Origin of the sequence: Stenotrophomonas daejeonensis, assembly GCF_001431505.1 — a bacterium.
Taxonomy (GTDB): domain Bacteria; phylum Pseudomonadota; class Gammaproteobacteria; order Xanthomonadales; family Xanthomonadaceae; genus Stenotrophomonas; species Stenotrophomonas daejeonensis.
Genome location: NZ_LDJP01000068.1, coordinates 1 through 15,635, shown reverse-complemented (window position 1 = coordinate 15,635; position 15,635 = coordinate 1). Strand labels below are relative to the sequence as shown.

Annotated in this window: 14 protein-coding genes; 10 read left to right on the top strand and 4 right to left on the bottom strand. The window is 68.1% G+C overall.

Going from position 1 to position 15,635, the window contains the following annotated elements:
- Window positions 1–99: 99 nt before the first annotated feature.
- Together ABB34_RS11340 and ABB34_RS11335 are read right to left on the bottom strand one after the other, a co-directional pair.
- Window positions 100–753 (bottom strand): exopolysaccharide biosynthesis protein, encoded by a 654-nt coding sequence (locus ABB34_RS11340; protein WP_057641439.1) that lies wholly within the window; start codon window positions 751–753, stop codon window positions 100–102.
- Window positions 737–2,050, bottom strand: a complete 1,314-nt coding sequence (locus ABB34_RS11335; RefSeq protein ID WP_057641438.1) for a hemolysin family protein — start codon at window positions 2,048–2,050, stop codon at window positions 737–739. The genes ABB34_RS11340 and ABB34_RS11335 overlap by 17 nt, the downstream gene beginning before the upstream one ends.
- A 273-nt stretch (window positions 2,051–2,323) precedes the next feature.
- Here ABB34_RS11335 and ABB34_RS11330 point away from each other — a divergent pair, with 273 nt between their 5' ends.
- A complete protein-coding gene (locus ABB34_RS11330; protein ID WP_057641437.1) occupies window positions 2,324–2,950 on the top strand; it encodes a DUF47 domain-containing protein in 627 nt (208 codons plus the stop codon).
- 142 nt (window positions 2,951–3,092) lie between these two features.
- The gene (locus ABB34_RS11325) at window positions 3,093–4,214 is read left to right on the top strand and encodes an inorganic phosphate transporter (RefSeq protein WP_057641436.1); all 1,122 of its coding nucleotides are present in this window, start codon (window positions 3,093–3,095) and stop codon (window positions 4,212–4,214) included.
- 87 nt (window positions 4,215–4,301) lie between these two features.
- Here ABB34_RS11325 and ABB34_RS11320 read toward each other — a convergent pair whose 3' ends face one another.
- The gene (locus ABB34_RS11320; RefSeq protein ID WP_057641435.1) at window positions 4,302–5,789 is read right to left on the bottom strand and encodes a S10 family peptidase; all 1,488 of its coding nucleotides are present in this window, start codon (window positions 5,787–5,789) and stop codon (window positions 4,302–4,304) included.
- A gap of 341 nt (window positions 5,790–6,130) precedes the next feature.
- Window positions 6,131–8,020, bottom strand: coding sequence for a DNA topoisomerase IV subunit B (gene parE, locus ABB34_RS11315; RefSeq protein ID WP_057641434.1), 1,890 nt, complete (start codon window positions 8,018–8,020; stop codon window positions 6,131–6,133).
- 157 nt (window positions 8,021–8,177) lie between these two features.
- Between parE and ABB34_RS11310 the strand changes: the two genes are divergently transcribed.
- The 8 genes from ABB34_RS11310 to truD all read left to right on the top strand — a co-directional run bounded on the left by ABB34_RS11310 (window position 8,178) and on the right by truD (window position 15,314).
- Window positions 8,178–8,435, top strand: a complete 258-nt coding sequence (locus ABB34_RS11310; RefSeq protein WP_057641476.1) for a hypothetical protein — start codon at window positions 8,178–8,180, stop codon at window positions 8,433–8,435.
- 132 nt (window positions 8,436–8,567) lie between these two features.
- Complete coding sequence (gene pyrG, locus ABB34_RS11305; RefSeq protein WP_057641433.1) at window positions 8,568–10,232, top strand: CTP synthase; 1,665 nt, start codon at window positions 8,568–8,570, stop codon at window positions 10,230–10,232.
- 103 nt (window positions 10,233–10,335) lie between these two features.
- A complete protein-coding gene (gene kdsA / locus ABB34_RS11300) occupies window positions 10,336–11,169 on the top strand; it encodes a 3-deoxy-8-phosphooctulonate synthase (RefSeq protein WP_057641432.1) in 834 nt (277 codons plus the stop codon).
- Window positions 11,170–11,388: 219 nt separating this feature from the next.
- Window positions 11,389–12,681, top strand: a complete 1,293-nt coding sequence (gene eno, locus ABB34_RS11295; RefSeq protein WP_057641431.1) for a phosphopyruvate hydratase — start codon at window positions 11,389–11,391, stop codon at window positions 12,679–12,681.
- Window positions 12,682–12,687: 6 nt separating this feature from the next.
- Window positions 12,688–13,038, top strand: coding sequence for a cell division protein FtsB (gene ftsB / locus ABB34_RS11290; protein WP_057641430.1), 351 nt, complete (start codon window positions 12,688–12,690; stop codon window positions 13,036–13,038).
- Window positions 13,035–13,733, top strand: a complete 699-nt coding sequence (gene ispD / locus ABB34_RS11285) for a 2-C-methyl-D-erythritol 4-phosphate cytidylyltransferase (RefSeq protein WP_057641429.1) — start codon at window positions 13,035–13,037, stop codon at window positions 13,731–13,733. The genes ftsB and ispD overlap by 4 nt, the downstream gene beginning before the upstream one ends.
- 52 nt (window positions 13,734–13,785) lie before the next feature.
- The gene (gene ispF / locus ABB34_RS11280) at window positions 13,786–14,286 is read left to right on the top strand and encodes a 2-C-methyl-D-erythritol 2,4-cyclodiphosphate synthase (protein WP_057641428.1); all 501 of its coding nucleotides are present in this window, start codon (window positions 13,786–13,788) and stop codon (window positions 14,284–14,286) included.
- Entirely contained in the window at window positions 14,283–15,314 is a 1,032-nt protein-coding gene (gene truD, locus ABB34_RS11275) for a tRNA pseudouridine(13) synthase TruD (RefSeq protein ID WP_057641427.1), read from the top strand. Before ispF ends, truD begins: the two co-directional genes overlap by 4 nt.
- Window positions 15,315–15,635 lie beyond the last annotated feature (321 nt).

The window sequence follows — 15,635 nt, the reverse complement described above, 5'->3', positions numbered from 1 at the left end:
TGCCGTCGTCGCAGGAGCGCACTTCAGTGCGCGATGGGGCTCTACCGTGAAAGCTCCATCGCGCACCAAGGTGCGCTCCTACGAGCGCTCCTGCAGGGGTCAGCCGCCACTCCAGCGTTGGTACAGCGTTGAAAGCTGACCCAGCAACTGCCCCGAGCCGAGGCCGAAGAAGGCCGCCGCGGCGATGCCGGCCAGCCAGTTGAACAGCATCAGCACGCCGTCGCGCTCGATCAGCGCCAGCGCGAACAGCAGCAGCTGGAAACCGAACAGGTAGTTGGTGAAGGGGATCGGCAGCGACAGCAGCACGCCGAGCAGCAGCAACAGCACGCCGCTGAACAGGCGTGCCGGCAGCGGGCACACCAGCGCCGGCAGGCGCGGCCTGAGCAGGCGGTCCAGCAGCCGCAGCGGACGGTCGATCCGGCCCAGGAAGCGCTGCATGGTGCCGCGCTTCGGCCCGCGCCGGGCGATGAAGCCGGGCACCCACGGGCGCGACAGCCCGCACATCATCTGCGCGCCGATCAGCAGCACCAGCGGGCCGCTGACCGCTCCGCCGATGCCGGGGATCGGGATGAACGCGGGCAGGATGGCGACGAACAGGAACACGCCGAACGCGCCTTCGCGCAGGCCGTGCAGGATCTGCCCCACCGGCTGGTGCTGCTCCGGGTCGCCGTGCTCGAACATCGCCAGCAGCGTGCGGATACCCTCGTTGCGGTAGCGGCCGGCGTCGCCTTGCGGCTCAGTCGACGATGTCATCGGTGTCTTCTTCCGGCAGCCTGCGCAGCAGCAGCTTGTCGATGCGGGCGCCGTCCAGGTCGACGATCTCGATGCGCCAGCCGGCCCAGTCGAAGTATTCGCCGGCGCGCGGGATGCGGCCGAAGCTATGCATGCACATGCCGGCCAGGGTGTAGTAGTCGCCTTCCTCGGCGTCGGGCAGCTCGGCGCCTTCCATCAGCTCGCGCAGGTCGTCCACCGGCAGCGAGCCGTCCACCAGCAGCGAGCCGTCCTCGCGGGTGACCACGAGCGCGTCCTCGTCGGTGTTCTCCACCGCCTGCAGGCGGCCGACCACCGCGCCCATCAGGTCGCTGATCGTCACCAGGCCCTGGATCTCGCCGTATTCGTCCACCACCAGCGCCATCGACTGGTGTTCTTCGCGGAAGATCTCCAGCAGCTTCATCGCGTGGGTGGATTCGGAAACGTACAGGGTCTCGCGCAGGCCGGCGAACATCGACGGCCCGATGCCGTCCAGCCCGTGCGTGACCAGCGTCTTCACCTCGAGGATGCCGGCGATGTCCTGGTCGTTGCCGCGGTACACCGGGTAGCGCGAGAACGCGTGCTCGCGCATGGTTTCCAGGTTCTTCCCCGCATCGGCGGTGGTGTCCAGCCAGGCGATGCGGTTGCGCGGGGTCATCAGGCTGTCGGCGGTGCGGTCGCCCAGGCGCATGACCCGGTTCATCATGTCGCGCTCGTGGCTGTCGATCACGCCGGCCTCGTGGCTCTCGGCCACCAGCATGCGGATTTCCTCTTCGCTGACCGTGGCCGATTCGCTCTTGCCCAGCCCCAGCAGGCGCAGCATCAGCTGGGTAGAGCGTGACAGCAGCCACACGCCCGGCGCGGCGATGCGCGCCAGCCAGCCCATCGGTACCGCGACCACGCCGGCGATGTCCTCCGAACGGGTGATCGCCAGCCGTTTTGGCAGCAGTTCGCCGAAGATCAGCGTCAGGTAGGTGATGAGCGCCACCGCCAGCACCTTGCCGGTGGCATCGGCATAGGTGAAGCCGGGCGCTACCTGGCGCAGCCAGTCGGCAATCCGCAGGCCGATGGATTCGCCGCCGTAGACGCCGGTCAGGATGCCGATCAGGGTGATGCCGATCTGCACCGTGGACAGGAAGTTCTCCGGCCGCTCGGACAGCGCCAGCGCGCGCGCGGCACGCTTGCTGGAGGCGGCCATCTGCTTGAGCCGGCTCTTGCGCGAGGTCATGACCGACATCTCGGACATGGCGAAGAAGCCGTTGAGCAGGATCAGGGCGAGGACGATCAGGAACTCAAGCACGGGTCACTCCCCGGGTTGGTGGCGGGGAGGGGAAGGGCTGGCGCGGGCGGCAGGGACCGGCAAACGGGGCCTGGCGCGGCGGCGGGGAATAAGGGTCGTCGTCCATAGGCTGCGCCGCACGGGCGCCGGCGCATCTTAGCAAACCGTCGTGAGGAGCCGGCAACCGCCCATTCATGTGGATGGGGACGGGACGCCGGGAATACCCGAGCGGTCATTCAGCCGTCATAATTCCCCCTCGATGCCGCCCCTTCCGCGACGGCGAACAGGTTCCCCATGTTTTCATTGCAGACGATCTTCGGCTCCGGCAAGCAGTTCTACACCTATCTCGACGAGGCCGCGCAGGCCGCCGCCGACGGCGCCAGGGCGCTGCACACGATGATGCGCGAGGCCGACCGCCAGCCGGCGCTGGACGCGTTCAAGCTGGCCCGCCTGCGCGAGCGCGCGGCCTCGGACAAGATCAGCCAGGCGCTGGTGGACAGCTTCATGACCCCGATCGAGCGCGAGGACATCGAGGCGCTTGGTTCGGCGCTGTACAAGATCCCCAAGCAGATCGAGAAGTTCGCCGACCGCTATTCGCTGGCCACCCAGCACCTGGCGCAGATCGACTTCGCCCCGCGCGCGGCGATGCTGGAGCAGGCCGCCGACGTGGTGGTGGAGATGGTCAAGGACCTGCGCCACATGAACATCGACCGCATGACGGCGATGAACGAGAAGCTGCGCGCGCTGGAGAACGAGGCCGACCGGCTGATGCTGGAGCTGTACCGGGAGATCTATTCCGGGCGCCTGGACCACCTGCAGATGTTCCTGCTCAAGGAGTTCTTCGAGATCCTGGAAAAGGCCATCGACCGCTGCCGCGAGGCCGGCGTGGTGGTCTACCAGATCGTATTGAAGAATTCGTGATCGCCATGATGGGGTTCTCGGGCATTTCCGGCTTCGGCGGCAAGGGCACCGGCTGTGCCGGTACCCGCAGGCCGTACTTCCACATCCCCCGTCCCGCCGCAGGGCGGCGGGCCTGCCGCCTTGACTCAAGGGGGCAATCGCGATGCTGACATTAGTGCTGGTGGTGGTGCTGGCCGCGCTCGTCTTCGAGTTCATCAACGGCTTCCACGACACCGCCAACTCCATCGCCACGGTGGTGGCGACCAAGGTGCTCTCGCCCGGCTGGGCGGTGATGCTGGCCGCGGGCATGAACCTGATCGGCGCGCTGACCGGCACCGCGGTGGCGCTGACCATCGCCAACGGCCTGCTCAACGCCGAGGTGGTCGACGTGACCCCGCAGGTGATCCTGTGCGCGCTGCTCGGCGGCATCGTCTGGAACCTGATCACCTGGTGGAAGGGCCTGCCGTCCTCGTCCTCGCACGCGCTGATCGGCGGCCTGTGCGGCGCCGGCCTGGCCGCCGCGCACAACAACTGGGATGCGCTGATCTGGTCGCAGAACCTCGGCAACTGGGCGCAGAACAAGGGCCTGTTGTGGAAGGTGTTCGTGCCGATGATCACCTCGCCGATCGCCGGCTTCGCGCTCGGCATCGTGGTGATGTGCCTGCTGTGGGCGATCATCGCCGGCATGGCGCGCGCCGGCGGCGTGCTGCGGCGGCTGGCGCGGCCGCGCTGGGTCAACGCCTTCTTCGGCAAGGCGCAGATCGCCTCGGCCGCCTACATGGGCTTCGCCCACGGCCACAACGACGCGCAGAAGACGATGGGCATCATCGCCATGACCCTGATCGGCGCCGAGGCCACCGGCGCGCTGGACGACCTGCCGTCGTGGCTGGCGTTCATGCACCCGGACGCGCACGGCGGCGACGGCATCGCCATGTGGATCGTGCTGACCTGCGCGGTGGTGATGGCCGCCGGCACGGCCTCGGGCGGCTGGAAGATCATCAAGACCCTGGGCCACAAGATGGTCAAGCTGCACCCGATCCACGGCTTCGCCGCCGAAACCAGCTCGGCCACCATCCTGACCCTGGCCGCGCACTTCGGCATGCCGGTGTCGACCACCCACAGCATCTCCACCGCGATCATGGGCGTTGGCTTCGCCAAGAACCCGAAGTCGCTGCGCATCGGCGTGATCGAGCGCATCGTCTGGGCGTGGATCCTGACCATCCCGGCGGCCGGTGCCTGCGGCTATTTCGCCCTGCGCCTGTTCGAGATGGCCGGCTGGACCTGACCGCCCTTCCGGAACGCATGAAGAAAGGCCCGCCGGAGACGGCGGGCCTTTGCGTTGGAGAGGCGGCGGCCGGTGGCCGGCGATTTCTCAGTTGCGCTGGTACATCGCCTGCACGTCGCGGCGGAACGCGGCCTGGCTGTCGGCGCGGCTGTAGAACATGTGCCCGCCGGGGTATTCGCGCACCTGCACCCGCTGCGGGTCCTCGCCCATGCTCGGCATCTGGTCCACGGTCAGGATCGAGCCCATGAACGGGCACGACAGGTCGTTCCAGCCGTGCGCGATCAGCACCCGCAGCCGCGGGTCGATGGCCACGGCCTGGCGCAGCTGGGTGACCGCGCCGGCGCGCAGGTCGCCGTTGCGGTCCCACAGCCGGTTCACCTCGTAGCTCAGCGCGTTGTAGCGGGCGTCGACCTTCCAGCCGACCACGCGGGTGACGAAGTCCACCATCGCGGTGGTGGTCGGGGCGATGATGCTGTCCAGCAGCGGGTCGTTGGCGCGCTGCTCGGGATCGGTGGGGAACGGGTCGAAGGCGGTGACATTGGAGTCGTAGCGGCTGCCCAGCGTGCCCTTGTCGCGGAATACCTCGCGCAGGTAGGCCTGCGTCTCCAGGCGGCCGCCGGCGCGGCGCACGAACACCGGGTCCAGCCCGGTCAGTTCGGTGACCCTGCGGATCATCGCCTCGGTCGCCTGCGGGTCGGAGCGGCCCTTCATCAGCGCGGTGGCGTAGTCGCCACGGGTGTATTCGACCACCTCGCGCATCGCCTCGTCGGTGAGCCGGCCCTGGCGCTCCAGGTGCGCGGCGGCAATCGAGGGCAGGGTCTGCAGCCATGCCATCGGCGAGACGTCGCTGTTGTCCTCCAGCGTCGGGCTCAGGTACGGCGAGACCAGCACCAGCCCGTTCATCGCCACGCCCAGCCGGGTCTGCAGGTAATGGGTGATGCGCGGGCCGCGGTAGCCGCCGTAGCTTTCGCCGGCCAGGTACTTGCGCGAGGTCAGGCGCTGGTTCTTCAGCAGCCAGTCGTAGACCGCCCGCGACAGGTATTCGACGTCGGCGGTGGGGGTGAAGAACTGCTTCCTGGCCTCGTCGTCGGGAATGCGCGAGCGGCTGAAGCCGGTACCGACCGGGTCGATGAACACCAGGTCGGTGAAATCCAGCCAGGTGCCGGGGTTGTCGTGCAGCGTGGCCGGGGCCGAGGCGCTGTCGCCCTCGCTGCCGAAGGCGACCACCTGCGGGCCGATCGCGCCGAGGTTCAGGTAGACCGAGGAGGCGCCGGGGCCGCCGTTGAGGGCGAAGGTGACCGGCCGGTCCTTGCCGGGCATGGTGTAGGCGGTGAACACCACGTCGCCGATGACCTTGCCCTGCGCGTCGCGCACCGGCAGCGAGCCGACGGTGGCGGTGTAGTCGAGGGTACGGCCTTCCAGCCGCATGCTCTGGCGGACCGAGGCATCGGCCGGCAGCGGTGCGGGGGCGGGCGTGGCGGCCTTGTCTTCGCCGTCGGGCTTGTCGGCGGCGAAGGCGGCGGGTGTGGCAAGCGCCAGGGCGCCGGCAAAGGCGAGGTTGCGTAGCAGTGGCATGGAAGGCACCGGGTGAAGGGATGCCCGATGCTAGACCGCGATCCTGATCGGCCGGATGTGCGTAAAGCCATGCCGGGCATGTACGGGAGGATTCAAGGCCCCTCGCCCGATTGCGGGGAAATCAATTCCGCATGCCGTGGATACCCCGCCTCTCGCAGGTGCCGGGCTTGCCCGGCACGGGGTTTGCCGGGAAGGCCCCATGCGGGGCAAGCCCCGCATCTACGTAAATCTCGTGTTCGAATGGCCGGGATCAGACTTCCAGCGAAGCCGCGCCAGGAGGTACCCACCGGGGTAGTCATGCCTGCGCCGTCGCCACGGCTGATGGCGGTGAATAGCCGGGGTTAAACCTCCAGGGAGGCGAGATCGCCCTTGTTCTCCAGCCACCCCTTTCTATCCGACGCGCGCTTCTTCGCCAGCAGCATGTCCATCAGCGAGCGGGTCTGCTCGTCGTCGTCCACGGTGAGCTGCACCAGCCGGCGCGTATCCGGGTGGATGGTGGATTCGCGCAGCTGCGCCGGGTTCATCTCGCCCAGCCCCTTGAAGCGGGTGACGCTGACCTGGCCGCGGACCTTCTCGCGCTCGATCTTCTCCAGCAGCGAACGCTTTTCCTCTTCGTCCAGCGCATAGAACACCTGCTTGCCCACGTCCACGCGGAACAGCGGCGGCATCGCCACGAACACGTGGCCGGCATCGACCAGCGCCGGGAAGTGCTTCAGGAACAGCGCCGAGAGCAGGGTGGCGATGTGCAGGCCGTCGGAGTCGGCGTCGGCCAGGATCACGATCTTGCCGTAGCGCAGGCCGGAGATGTCCTCCTTGCCCGGGTCGCAGCCGATGGCGATGGCCAGGTTGTGCACTTCCTCCGAGGCCAGCACGCTGCCGGAAGCCACTTCCCAGGTGTTCAGGATCTTGCCGCGCAGCGGCAGGATCGCCTGGAAGTCCTTGTCGCGCGCCTGCTTGGCGCTGCCGCCGGCCGAATCACCTTCCACCAGGAACAACTCGGTGCGCGACAGGTCCTGCGAAATGCAGTCGGCCAGCTTGCCGGGCAGCGCCGGGCCCTGGGTGACCTTCTTGCGCACCACCAGCTTCTCGGTCTTCAGCCGCGCGCTGGCGCGCTCGATGGCGATCTGGGCGATGCGCTCGCCGACCTCCACGTTCTGGTTCAGCAGCAGGCTGAAGGCATCGTGCGCGGCGCCCTCGACGAAACCGGCGGCCTGGCGCGAGGACAGGCGCTCCTTGGTCTGGCCGGAGAACTGCGGGTCGGTCATCTTCAGCGACAGCACGAACGACACCCGGTCCCAGACGTCCTCCGGCGCCAGCTTGACCCCGCGCGGCAGCAGGTTGCGGAAGTCGCAGAACTCGCGCAGCGCCTCGGTCAGGCCGGTGCGCAGGCCGTTGACGTGGGTGCCGTGCTGGGCGGTGGGGATCAGGTTGACGTAGCTCTCCTGCACCAGCTCGCCTTCCGGCAGCCAGGCCACGGCCCAGTCGACGACTTCGGTTTCCTTCTTCAGGCTGCCGACGAACAGCTCGGCCGGCAGCATCTCGCGTTCGCCCAGCTCGGCCTTCAGGTAATCGCGCAGGCCGTCCTCGTAATGCCAGCTCTCGGTTTCGCCGGTGGCCTCGTCGGTCAGCTTCACCGTCAGCCCGGGGCACAGCACCGCCTTGGCGCGCAGCAGGTGGCGCAGCGCGCGCAGGTTGAACTTCGCCGTGTCGAAATACTTCGGGTCGGGCCAGAAGCGCAGGCGGGTGCCGGTGTTCTTCCTGCCCACCGTGCCAACCACTTCCAGCGGGCTGGCGCGGTCGCCGTCGCGGAACGTGATGCGGTGCTCGTTGCCCTCGCGCTTGATGTGGATTTCCACCAGTGTGGACAGCGCGTTGACCACGCTGACGCCGACGCCGTGCAGGCCGCCGCTGAAGGTATAGTTGCGGTTGCTGAACTTGCCACCGGCATGCAGCCGGGTGAGGATCAGTTCGACACCGGGGATCTTCTCCTCCGGGTGGATGTCCACCGGCATGCCGCGGCCGTCGTCGCTGACCTCGCAGCTGCCGTCCTTGAACAGGACGACCTCGACGGTCTTCGCGTGCCCGGCCAGCGCCTCGTCCACCGAGTTGTCGATGACCTCCTGCGCCAGGTGGTTCGGGCGGGTGGTGTCGGTATACATGCCGGGACGGCGTTTGACCGGGTCCAGGCCGGAGAGGACTTCGATGTCGGCGGCGTTGTAGCGGGCGTTCATGTATCTCGATGCGGCAGTGCGACGGGCAAGTTTGCGGTCTGCCGGCGGAATTTGCACGCCGGGCATTCAGTGCCGGGAGGGGCGGGCGTGGGTATCCTGCACCGGTCGAGAGGCATGCAACCGGCCCCCTGCGCCGGTGCGAACCCGGAGGATGATGATGAAATCGTCGAAATTGCTGGCCTGGGCAGTGGCCGCTGCCGCCGTCGTGGCGGTACCGCTGGTGATGGCGCAGAGCGCCGCCAACAAGGGCAAGACGGCCGAAGCCGCACAGGATGCGTCCGCCGACAAGGCGAAGGCCGAGGCCGAGCAGAAGGCCCGGCGCCGTGCCGCGGCCGCCGCGCAGCAGAAGGCCCGGGGCGAGCAGCCGGCCCCGCGCGAGGAAGAGGAAGAAGAGGAAGCCCGCAAGCGTCGCTGACGCGGGTTTCCCGATGGTGGATGGACGCCCCGGCGCTGGCCGGGGCGTCTTTTTTTTGAGGTCGCCGCATCCCGCGCTTGGGTGTTCGCGCGACAACCTTTAAACTAGGGCTTTCCGGGAGGCAAGTGAGCCATGACCCCCCTTATTTTCGTTACCGGCGGCGTGGTGTCCTCGCTTGGCAAGGGCATCGCCGCCGCGTCGCTGGCCTCCATCCTCGAGGCGCGTGGCCTGAAGGTCACGATGATGAAGCTGGACCCGTACATCAACGTCGATCCGGGCACCATGAGTCCCTTCCAGCACGGCGAGGTCTACGTCACCGACGACGGTGCCGAGACCGACCTGGACCTGGGCCATTACGAGCGCTTCGTCCATACCCGGCTGAGCCGAAAGAATTCGGTCACCACCGGGCGCATCTACGAGAACGTGATCCGCAAGGAGCGCCGCGGCGACTACCTCGGCGCCACTGTGCAGGTGATCCCGCACATCACCGACGAGATTCGCCGCTGCATCGACGAGGCCACCGAGGGCTTCGACGTGGCGCTGGTGGAGATCGGCGGCACCGTCGGCGACATCGAGTCGCTGCCGTTCCTGGAGGCGATCCGCCAGGTGCGCACCGAGCGCGGCCCGGAGAAGGCGCTGTTCATGCACCTGACGCTGGTGCCGTACATCGGCGCCGCCGGCGAGCTGAAGACCAAGCCGACCCAGCACTCGGTCAAGGAGCTGCGCTCGATCGGCATCCAGCCGGACGTGCTGCTGTGCCGCTCCGAGCAGGCCATCCCCGATTCGGAGCGGCGCAAGATTTCGCTGTTCACCAACGTCTCCGAGCGCGCGGTGATCAGTGTGCCGGACGTGGACGTTCTGTACCGCGTGCCGATGGGCCTGCATGCGCAAGGGCTGGATGAAATCGTCGTCAACCAGCTCAAGCTCGCCGACAAGGCCGGCCCGGCCGACCTGTCCGAGTGGGAGGCGGTGCTGGATGCGGCGCTGCACCCGCTGGACGAGGTCACCATCGCCGTGGTCGGCAAGTACGTCGATCACCAGGACGCCTACAAGTCGGTGGGCGAGGCGCTCAAGCACGGCGGCCTGCGCCAGCGCACCAAGGTCAACCTCAGGTGGCTGGAAGCGCAGGAGCTGGAAGGCTCGGACCTTTCCGCGCTGGACGGCGTCGACGGCATCCTTGTGCCGGGTGGCTTCGGTGACCGCGGTTTCGAGGGCAAGGTGCTCACCTCCCGCCATGCCCGCGAGCACAAGCTGCCGTATTTCGGCATCTGCTACGGCATGCAGGCGGCGGTGGTGGACCATGCCCGCCATGTGGCCGGGCTGGACGGCGCCAACAGCACCGAGAACGACCGGCAGACGCCGCACCCGGTGATCGGCCTGATCACCGAATGGCGCACCGCCAGCGGCGAGGTCGAAAAGCGCGACGAGAAGTCCGACCTCGGCGGCACCATGCGCCTGGGCCTGCAGGAGCAACGGCTGAAGCCGGGTACGCTGGCGCGCGAGTTGTACGGCAAGGACGTGGTGGCCGAGCGCCACCGCCACCGCTACGAGTTCAACAACCGCTACCGCACCCAGCTGGAAGATGCCGGGTTGGTGATCTCCGGCAAGTCGATGGACGACACGCTGGTGGAGGTGGTGGAACTGCCGCGCGACGTGCACCCGTGGTTCCTGGCCTGCCAGGCGCATCCGGAATTCCTGTCCACCCCGCGCGGCGGCCACCCGCTGTTCATCGGTTTCATCCGCGCGGCGCGCGAGAAGAAGGCTGGCGGTAAGTTGCTGAAGGAAGCGCGGGCCTGATGTTCATCACAGCCACTGCAGGTGCGGCGTCAGTCGATGCTTTGTAGTGGCTTCCGAAAAGTGCAGTCGCGACTTGCGTCGCTCCTACCGAGGTATTGATTACATGAAGCTCTGCGGATTCGAAGTCGGCCTGGACCAGCCGCTGTTCCTGATCGCCGGCCCGTGCGTGATCGAGTCGATGCAGTTGCAGCTCGACGTCGCCGGCCAGCTCAAGGAGATCACCGGCAAGCTGGGGATGAACTTCATCTTCAAGTCCAGCTTCGACAAGGCCAACCGCACCTCCGGCACCAGCTTCCGTGGTCCCGGCATGGAGGAAGGGCTGAAGGTGCTGGCCGAGGTGAAGAAGCAGATCGGCGTGCCGGTATTGACCGACGTGCACGAATACACGCCGATGGACGAGGTGGCCTCGGTCGTGGACGTGTTGCAGACCCCGGCCTTCCTCGTGCGCCAGACCGACTTCATCAAGAAGGTGTGCGCCGCCGGCAAGCCGGTGAACATCAAGAAGGGCCAGTTCCTGTCGCCGTGGGACATGAAGCCGGTCGTCGAGAAGGCCAAGTCCACCGGCAATGCCGACATCATGGTCTGCGAGCGCGGCGCCAGCTTCGGCTACAACAACCTGGTCAGCGACATGCGCTCGCTGGCGGTGATGCGCGACACCGGCTGCCCGGTGGTGTTCGACGCCACCCACTCGGTGCAGCTGCCGGGCGGGCAGGGCGGAAGCTCCGGCGGCCAGCGCGAGTTCGTGCCGGTGCTGGCGCGCGCGGCGGTGGCGGTGGGCGTGGCCGGCCTGTTTGCCGAAACCCACCCGGACCCGTCCAAGGCCCTGTCCGACGGCCCCAATGCGTGGCCGCTGGGCAAGATGGAAGCCTTGCTGGAAACCCTGCTGGCGCTGGATTCGATCACCAAGAAAAACGGGTTTCTCGAAACCACGCTCTGAACCCGAACAATGGCCCGCCCCGCGCGGGCCATTGGTTTTCACTGTAGTGCCGGCCGCTGGCCGGCAACCTCGCATTTCCAGCATTCATGCAGATGCCGGCCAGCGGCCGGCACTACCCCGGCGCTTTCAGCCGCAAGCAACGCGCCGCGCCCGCCGGCGCATCGTTTAAACTGCGGGGCGGTTTCACATTCCGTCCCCTACGAGTCCATCCTGCCGACCATGACCAATATCGCCAAGATCCACGCCCGTGAAATCCTCGACAGCCGCGGCAACCCCACGCTGGAGGCCGAAGTTACCCTGGCCGACGGCTCGTTCGGCCGCGCCGCGGTGCCCTCGGGTGCCTCCACCGGCACCAAGGAGGCGGTGGAACTGCGCGATGGCGACAAGACCCGCTACTTGGGCAAGGGCGTGCGCGACGCGGTGGCCAACGTCAACGGCGCCATCGCCACTGCGTTGAAGGATTTCGACGCCGCCGACCAGGCCGGGCTGGACCGCCGCCTGATCGACCTCGACGGCACCGAGAACAAGGGCCGCCTCGGCGCCAACGCACTGCTGGGCGTGTCGATGGCTGCCGCCCATGCGGTCGCCGCGTCGAGGAAGCAGGCGCTGTGGCAGTACCTGGCGGGCATGACCGGCGCCACGCCGTCGCTGCCGGTACCGATGATGAACATCATCAACGGCGGCGCGCATGCCGACAACAACGTCGACTTCCAGGAATTCATGGTGCTGCCGGTCGGCTTCACCTCGTTCAGCGAGTCGCTGCGCGCCGGCACCGAGATCTTCCACTCGCTGAAGTCGGTGCTGAAGGGCCACGGGCTGAGCACGGCGGTCGGCGACGAGGGCGGCTTCGCCCCGGATTTCCGCAGCAACGTCGAGGCGCTGGACACCATCCTCGAAGCCATCGGCAAGGCCGGCTACACCGCCGGCGAGGACGTGCTGCTGGGCCTGGACGTGGCCTCCAGCGAGTTCTACGAGAACGGCAAGTACAACCTGGTCGGCGAGAACAAGCGCCTGACCTCCGAGCAGTTCGTCGATTTCCTCGCCGACTGGAGCGCGCAGTACCCGATCATCACCATTGAGGACGGCCTGGCCGAGAACGACTGGGCCGGCTGGAAGCTGCTGACCGAGCGCATCGGCGGCAAGGTGCAGTTGGTCGGCGACGACCTGTTCGTCACCAACCCGAAGATCTTCGCCGAGGGCATCGAGTCGGGCACCGCCAACGCGATCCTGATCAAGGTCAACCAGATCGGCACCCTGAGCGAGACGCTGGAGGCCATCGCGATGGCCGACAAGGCGCACTACGCGGCGATCGTCTCGCACCGCTCGGGTGAAACCGAGGACACCACCATCGCCGACATCGCCGTGGCCACCACCGCCACCCAGATCAAGACCGGCTCGTTGTGCCGCAGCGACCGCGTGGCCAAGTACAACCAGCTGCTGCGCATCGAGGAAGCCCTCGGCGCCGGCGCGCGTTACGCCGGGCGTGACGCGTTCGTCTCGCTCAAGCGCTGACGGCCCATGCGCAACTGGCGCTGGCTGTTGCTGGTGCTGGCGGTACTGCTGGCCGGCCTGCAGTACCGCTTCTGGTTCGGCCCGGGCAACTCGGGCGAGGTGATGATGCTCGAGGCCCAGGTCGCCAACCAGAAGCGCGACAACGAAGGCCTGCAGCAGCGCAACGACGCGCTCGCCGCCGAGGTCAAGGACCTGAAGGAAGGCGAGGCCGCGATCGAGGAACGCGCGCGCAGCGAGCTGGGCATGATCAAGCCCGGCGAGAAGTTCTACCGCGTGGTCGAGGACGCGCCGGTCGCAGCGCCGGCGCCGGCCGGCAGCGGCGCGCACGGTGCCGCGACGACGGAGCCGTTGCCGTGAGCACGCAGGTGTGGGCGGTGGTGCCGGCTGCCGGGCGCGGTACCCGCTTCGGCGGGCCGCTGCCCAAGCAGTACCTGTTGGCGGCGGGCGAACCGCTGCTGGCGCACACGCTGGACGCCCTGCTGTCGCACGCGGGCGTGGCCGGGGTGATGGTCGCCATCGCCGAAAACGACGCCGACTGGCCCGGCTGGACCGAACTTGCCGGCAAGCCGGTGCTGACCTGCACCGGCGGCGCCACCCGCGCCGACTCGGTGCTGGCCGGGCTGCAGGCATTGCCGGACAGCGTGCGCGCCGACGACTTCGTGCTGGTGCACGATGCCGCACGCCCGAACCTGCCGGCGGCCGACCTCGGGCGCCTGCTGGAAGTGGGGCGCATCGACCCGGTCGGCGCGATCCTCGCCGCGCCGGTGCGCGATACCCTCAAGCGCGCCGGCGATGACGGCGGCATCGACCGCACCGAGCCGCGCGAGCGCCTGTGGCGCGCATTGACCCCGCAGTTGTTCCGCCGCCACCAGTTGACCCGGGCCCTGCTCGACGCGACCGGTGCCGGCGTCGCGGTCACCGACGAGGCGATGGCGATGGAGCGGCAGGGCGCGCGCCCGCTGCTGGTCGAGGGCGACGAATGCAACTTCAAGGTCACCACGCCGGCCGACCTGGCCCGCTTCGAATTCGAGCTGTCGCGCCGCGGCGGCTGATTTCCCCGCCCGGTGCGAGAATGCCGGGCCCTACACGACGTACACGACCGCGATGAATGCCTCCGCTCCTTTTCCGCCCATCCGCATAGGACAGGGCTACGACGTCCATGCCTTCGGCGAGGGCGACCACGTCATGCTCGGCGGCGTGCGCGTACCGCACCGCTGCGGCGTGCTGGCGCACAGTGACGGCGACGTGATCCTGCACGCGCTGTGCGATGCCATGCTCGGCGCGCTGGCGCTGGGCGACATCGGCCAGCATTTCCCGCCCAGTGACGCGCGCTGGAAGGGTGCGGACAGCAGCGATTTCGTCCGCCATTGCAACGGCCTGCTGCGCGAACGCGGCTGGCAGGTGGGCAATGCCGACGTCACCGTGATCTGCGAACGGCCCAAGGTTGGTCCGCATGCATTGGCGATGCGCGGGAAAGTGGCGCAATTGCTGGGCGTGGAACCGGACCGGGTCAGCGTCAAGGCCACCACCAGCGAAAAGCTGGGCTTCACCGGCCGCGAGGAAGGCATCGCCGCGCAGGCGGTGGTGCTGTTGGTGGCGGCATGACCGCACTGCCGCTGGCGTTCGGCGCGCCACTGCTGGATGCCATCATCCGCAGCGTACCGGAGGACTTCCAGGTGGACGAACTGCCGGCCTTCGAGGCCAGCGGCGAGGGCGAGCACCTGCTGCTGGAGATCCGCAAGCGCGGCGCGAATACCGTGGCCGTCGCGAAGCGGCTGGCGCAATGGGCCGGCGTGGCGGAAATGGGCGTCAGCTACGCCGGGCAGAAGGACCGCCATGCGGTGACCACGCAGCGCTTCAGCGTGCACCTGCCCAAGCGCGTCGCGCCCGACCTGGCGCTGCTGGAATCGGACGAAATCCACGTGCTCGCCTCGACCTGGCACAACCGCAAGCTGCAACGTGGCGCGCTGGCCGGCAACCGTTTCAGGCTGGTGCTGCGGCAGGTGCAGGGCGAGCGCGGGGCCATCGACGAACGCCTGCGGACGATTGCCGCGCGCGGCCTGCCCAACTGGTTCGGCGAACAGCGCTTCGGCCGTGACGGCGGCAACGTGCCGGCCGCGTTGCAGATGTTCGCCGGCCGCCGCATGCGCAGGGACCAGCGCTCGATGCTGCTGTCCGCCGCGCGTTCGGCGTTGTTCAACCGGGTGCTGGCCGCGCGGGTGGAGCAGGGCTGCTGGGATGTCGCGCTGGATGGAGAGGTGTGGGTGCTGGACGGCAGCCGCTCGGTGTTCGGTCCAGAGCCGATGAACGACGCGCTGGCCGAGCGGCTGGCGCATTTCGACATCCATCCCAGCGGACCGTTGTGGGGCGCGGGTGAGCTGCGCAGTACCGGCAAGGCACTGGAACTGGAACAGGCGGCACTGGCCGACGAGCAGGCGCTGGCATTGCGCGTGGGGCTGGAACAGGCCGGGCTGAAGCAGGAACGCCGCGCCCTGCGGTTGCGCCCGGCATCGATGCAGCACGCATGGTTGCAGGATGACGCGTTGGAGCTGTCCTTCGCATTGCCACCCGGTTGCTACGCCACTGCGGTGCTGCACGAACTGGGCAGCGTGGTTGAAGCCCAGCGTCCATAGCCGCTCGTGGTGGTGGCGACATGGGGCGTGGATGCGAGGCAAGCCCCGCACCTTGTGTCTTGAAGCCTGCCCCGATCAGGCAGACTTCCCCGGAGTGATCCGGGAGGTTCCGATGATGCCGTCTCCGCACTTGAGCCTTCGAGCTCGCACCGTAGATCCGGCACATCGGAACCCTTTTCCGCCTTGGAGCTTGAACGGTATCTTCGGCCCGCTTTTGCGAGAGCCAGCACGAACAAGGGCAAGCCCGGCGGTCACTGGATCCGGTTCGACAGCAGGAGACAGAGACATGCAGGTGATAGGCATCGACGTGGCCAAGGGCAA

Bases quoted from the DNA above. Each gene is read 5' to 3' on its own strand.
- ABB34_RS11325 (WP_057641436.1), top strand. From the start codon at position 3,093: ATGCTGACATTAGTGCTGGTGGTGGTGCTGGCCGCGCTCGTCTTCGAG.
- ftsB (WP_057641430.1), top strand. From the start codon at position 12,688: ATGCGCAACTGGCGCTGGCTGTTGCTGGTGCTGGCGGTACTGCTGGCC.
- kdsA (WP_057641432.1), top strand. From the start codon at position 10,336: ATGAAGCTCTGCGGATTCGAAGTCGGCCTGGACCAGCCGCTGTTCCTG.
- eno (WP_057641431.1), top strand. From the start codon at position 11,389: ATGACCAATATCGCCAAGATCCACGCCCGTGAAATCCTCGACAGCCGC.
- ispF (WP_057641428.1), top strand. From the start codon at position 13,786: ATGAATGCCTCCGCTCCTTTTCCGCCCATCCGCATAGGACAGGGCTAC.
- ABB34_RS11310 (WP_057641476.1), top strand. From the start codon at position 8,178: ATGAAATCGTCGAAATTGCTGGCCTGGGCAGTGGCCGCTGCCGCCGTC.
- ABB34_RS11320 (WP_057641435.1), bottom strand. From the start codon at position 5,789: ATGCCACTGCTACGCAACCTCGCCTTTGCCGGCGCCCTGGCGCTTGCC.
- ABB34_RS11340 (WP_057641439.1), bottom strand. From the start codon at position 753: ATGACATCGTCGACTGAGCCGCAAGGCGACGCCGGCCGCTACCGCAAC.
- pyrG (WP_057641433.1), top strand. From the start codon at position 8,568: ATGACCCCCCTTATTTTCGTTACCGGCGGCGTGGTGTCCTCGCTTGGC.
- truD (WP_057641427.1), top strand. From the start codon at position 14,283: ATGACCGCACTGCCGCTGGCGTTCGGCGCGCCACTGCTGGATGCCATC.
- ABB34_RS11330 (WP_057641437.1), top strand. From the start codon at position 2,324: ATGTTTTCATTGCAGACGATCTTCGGCTCCGGCAAGCAGTTCTACACC.
- parE (WP_057641434.1), bottom strand. From the start codon at position 8,020: ATGAACGCCCGCTACAACGCCGCCGACATCGAAGTCCTCTCCGGCCTG.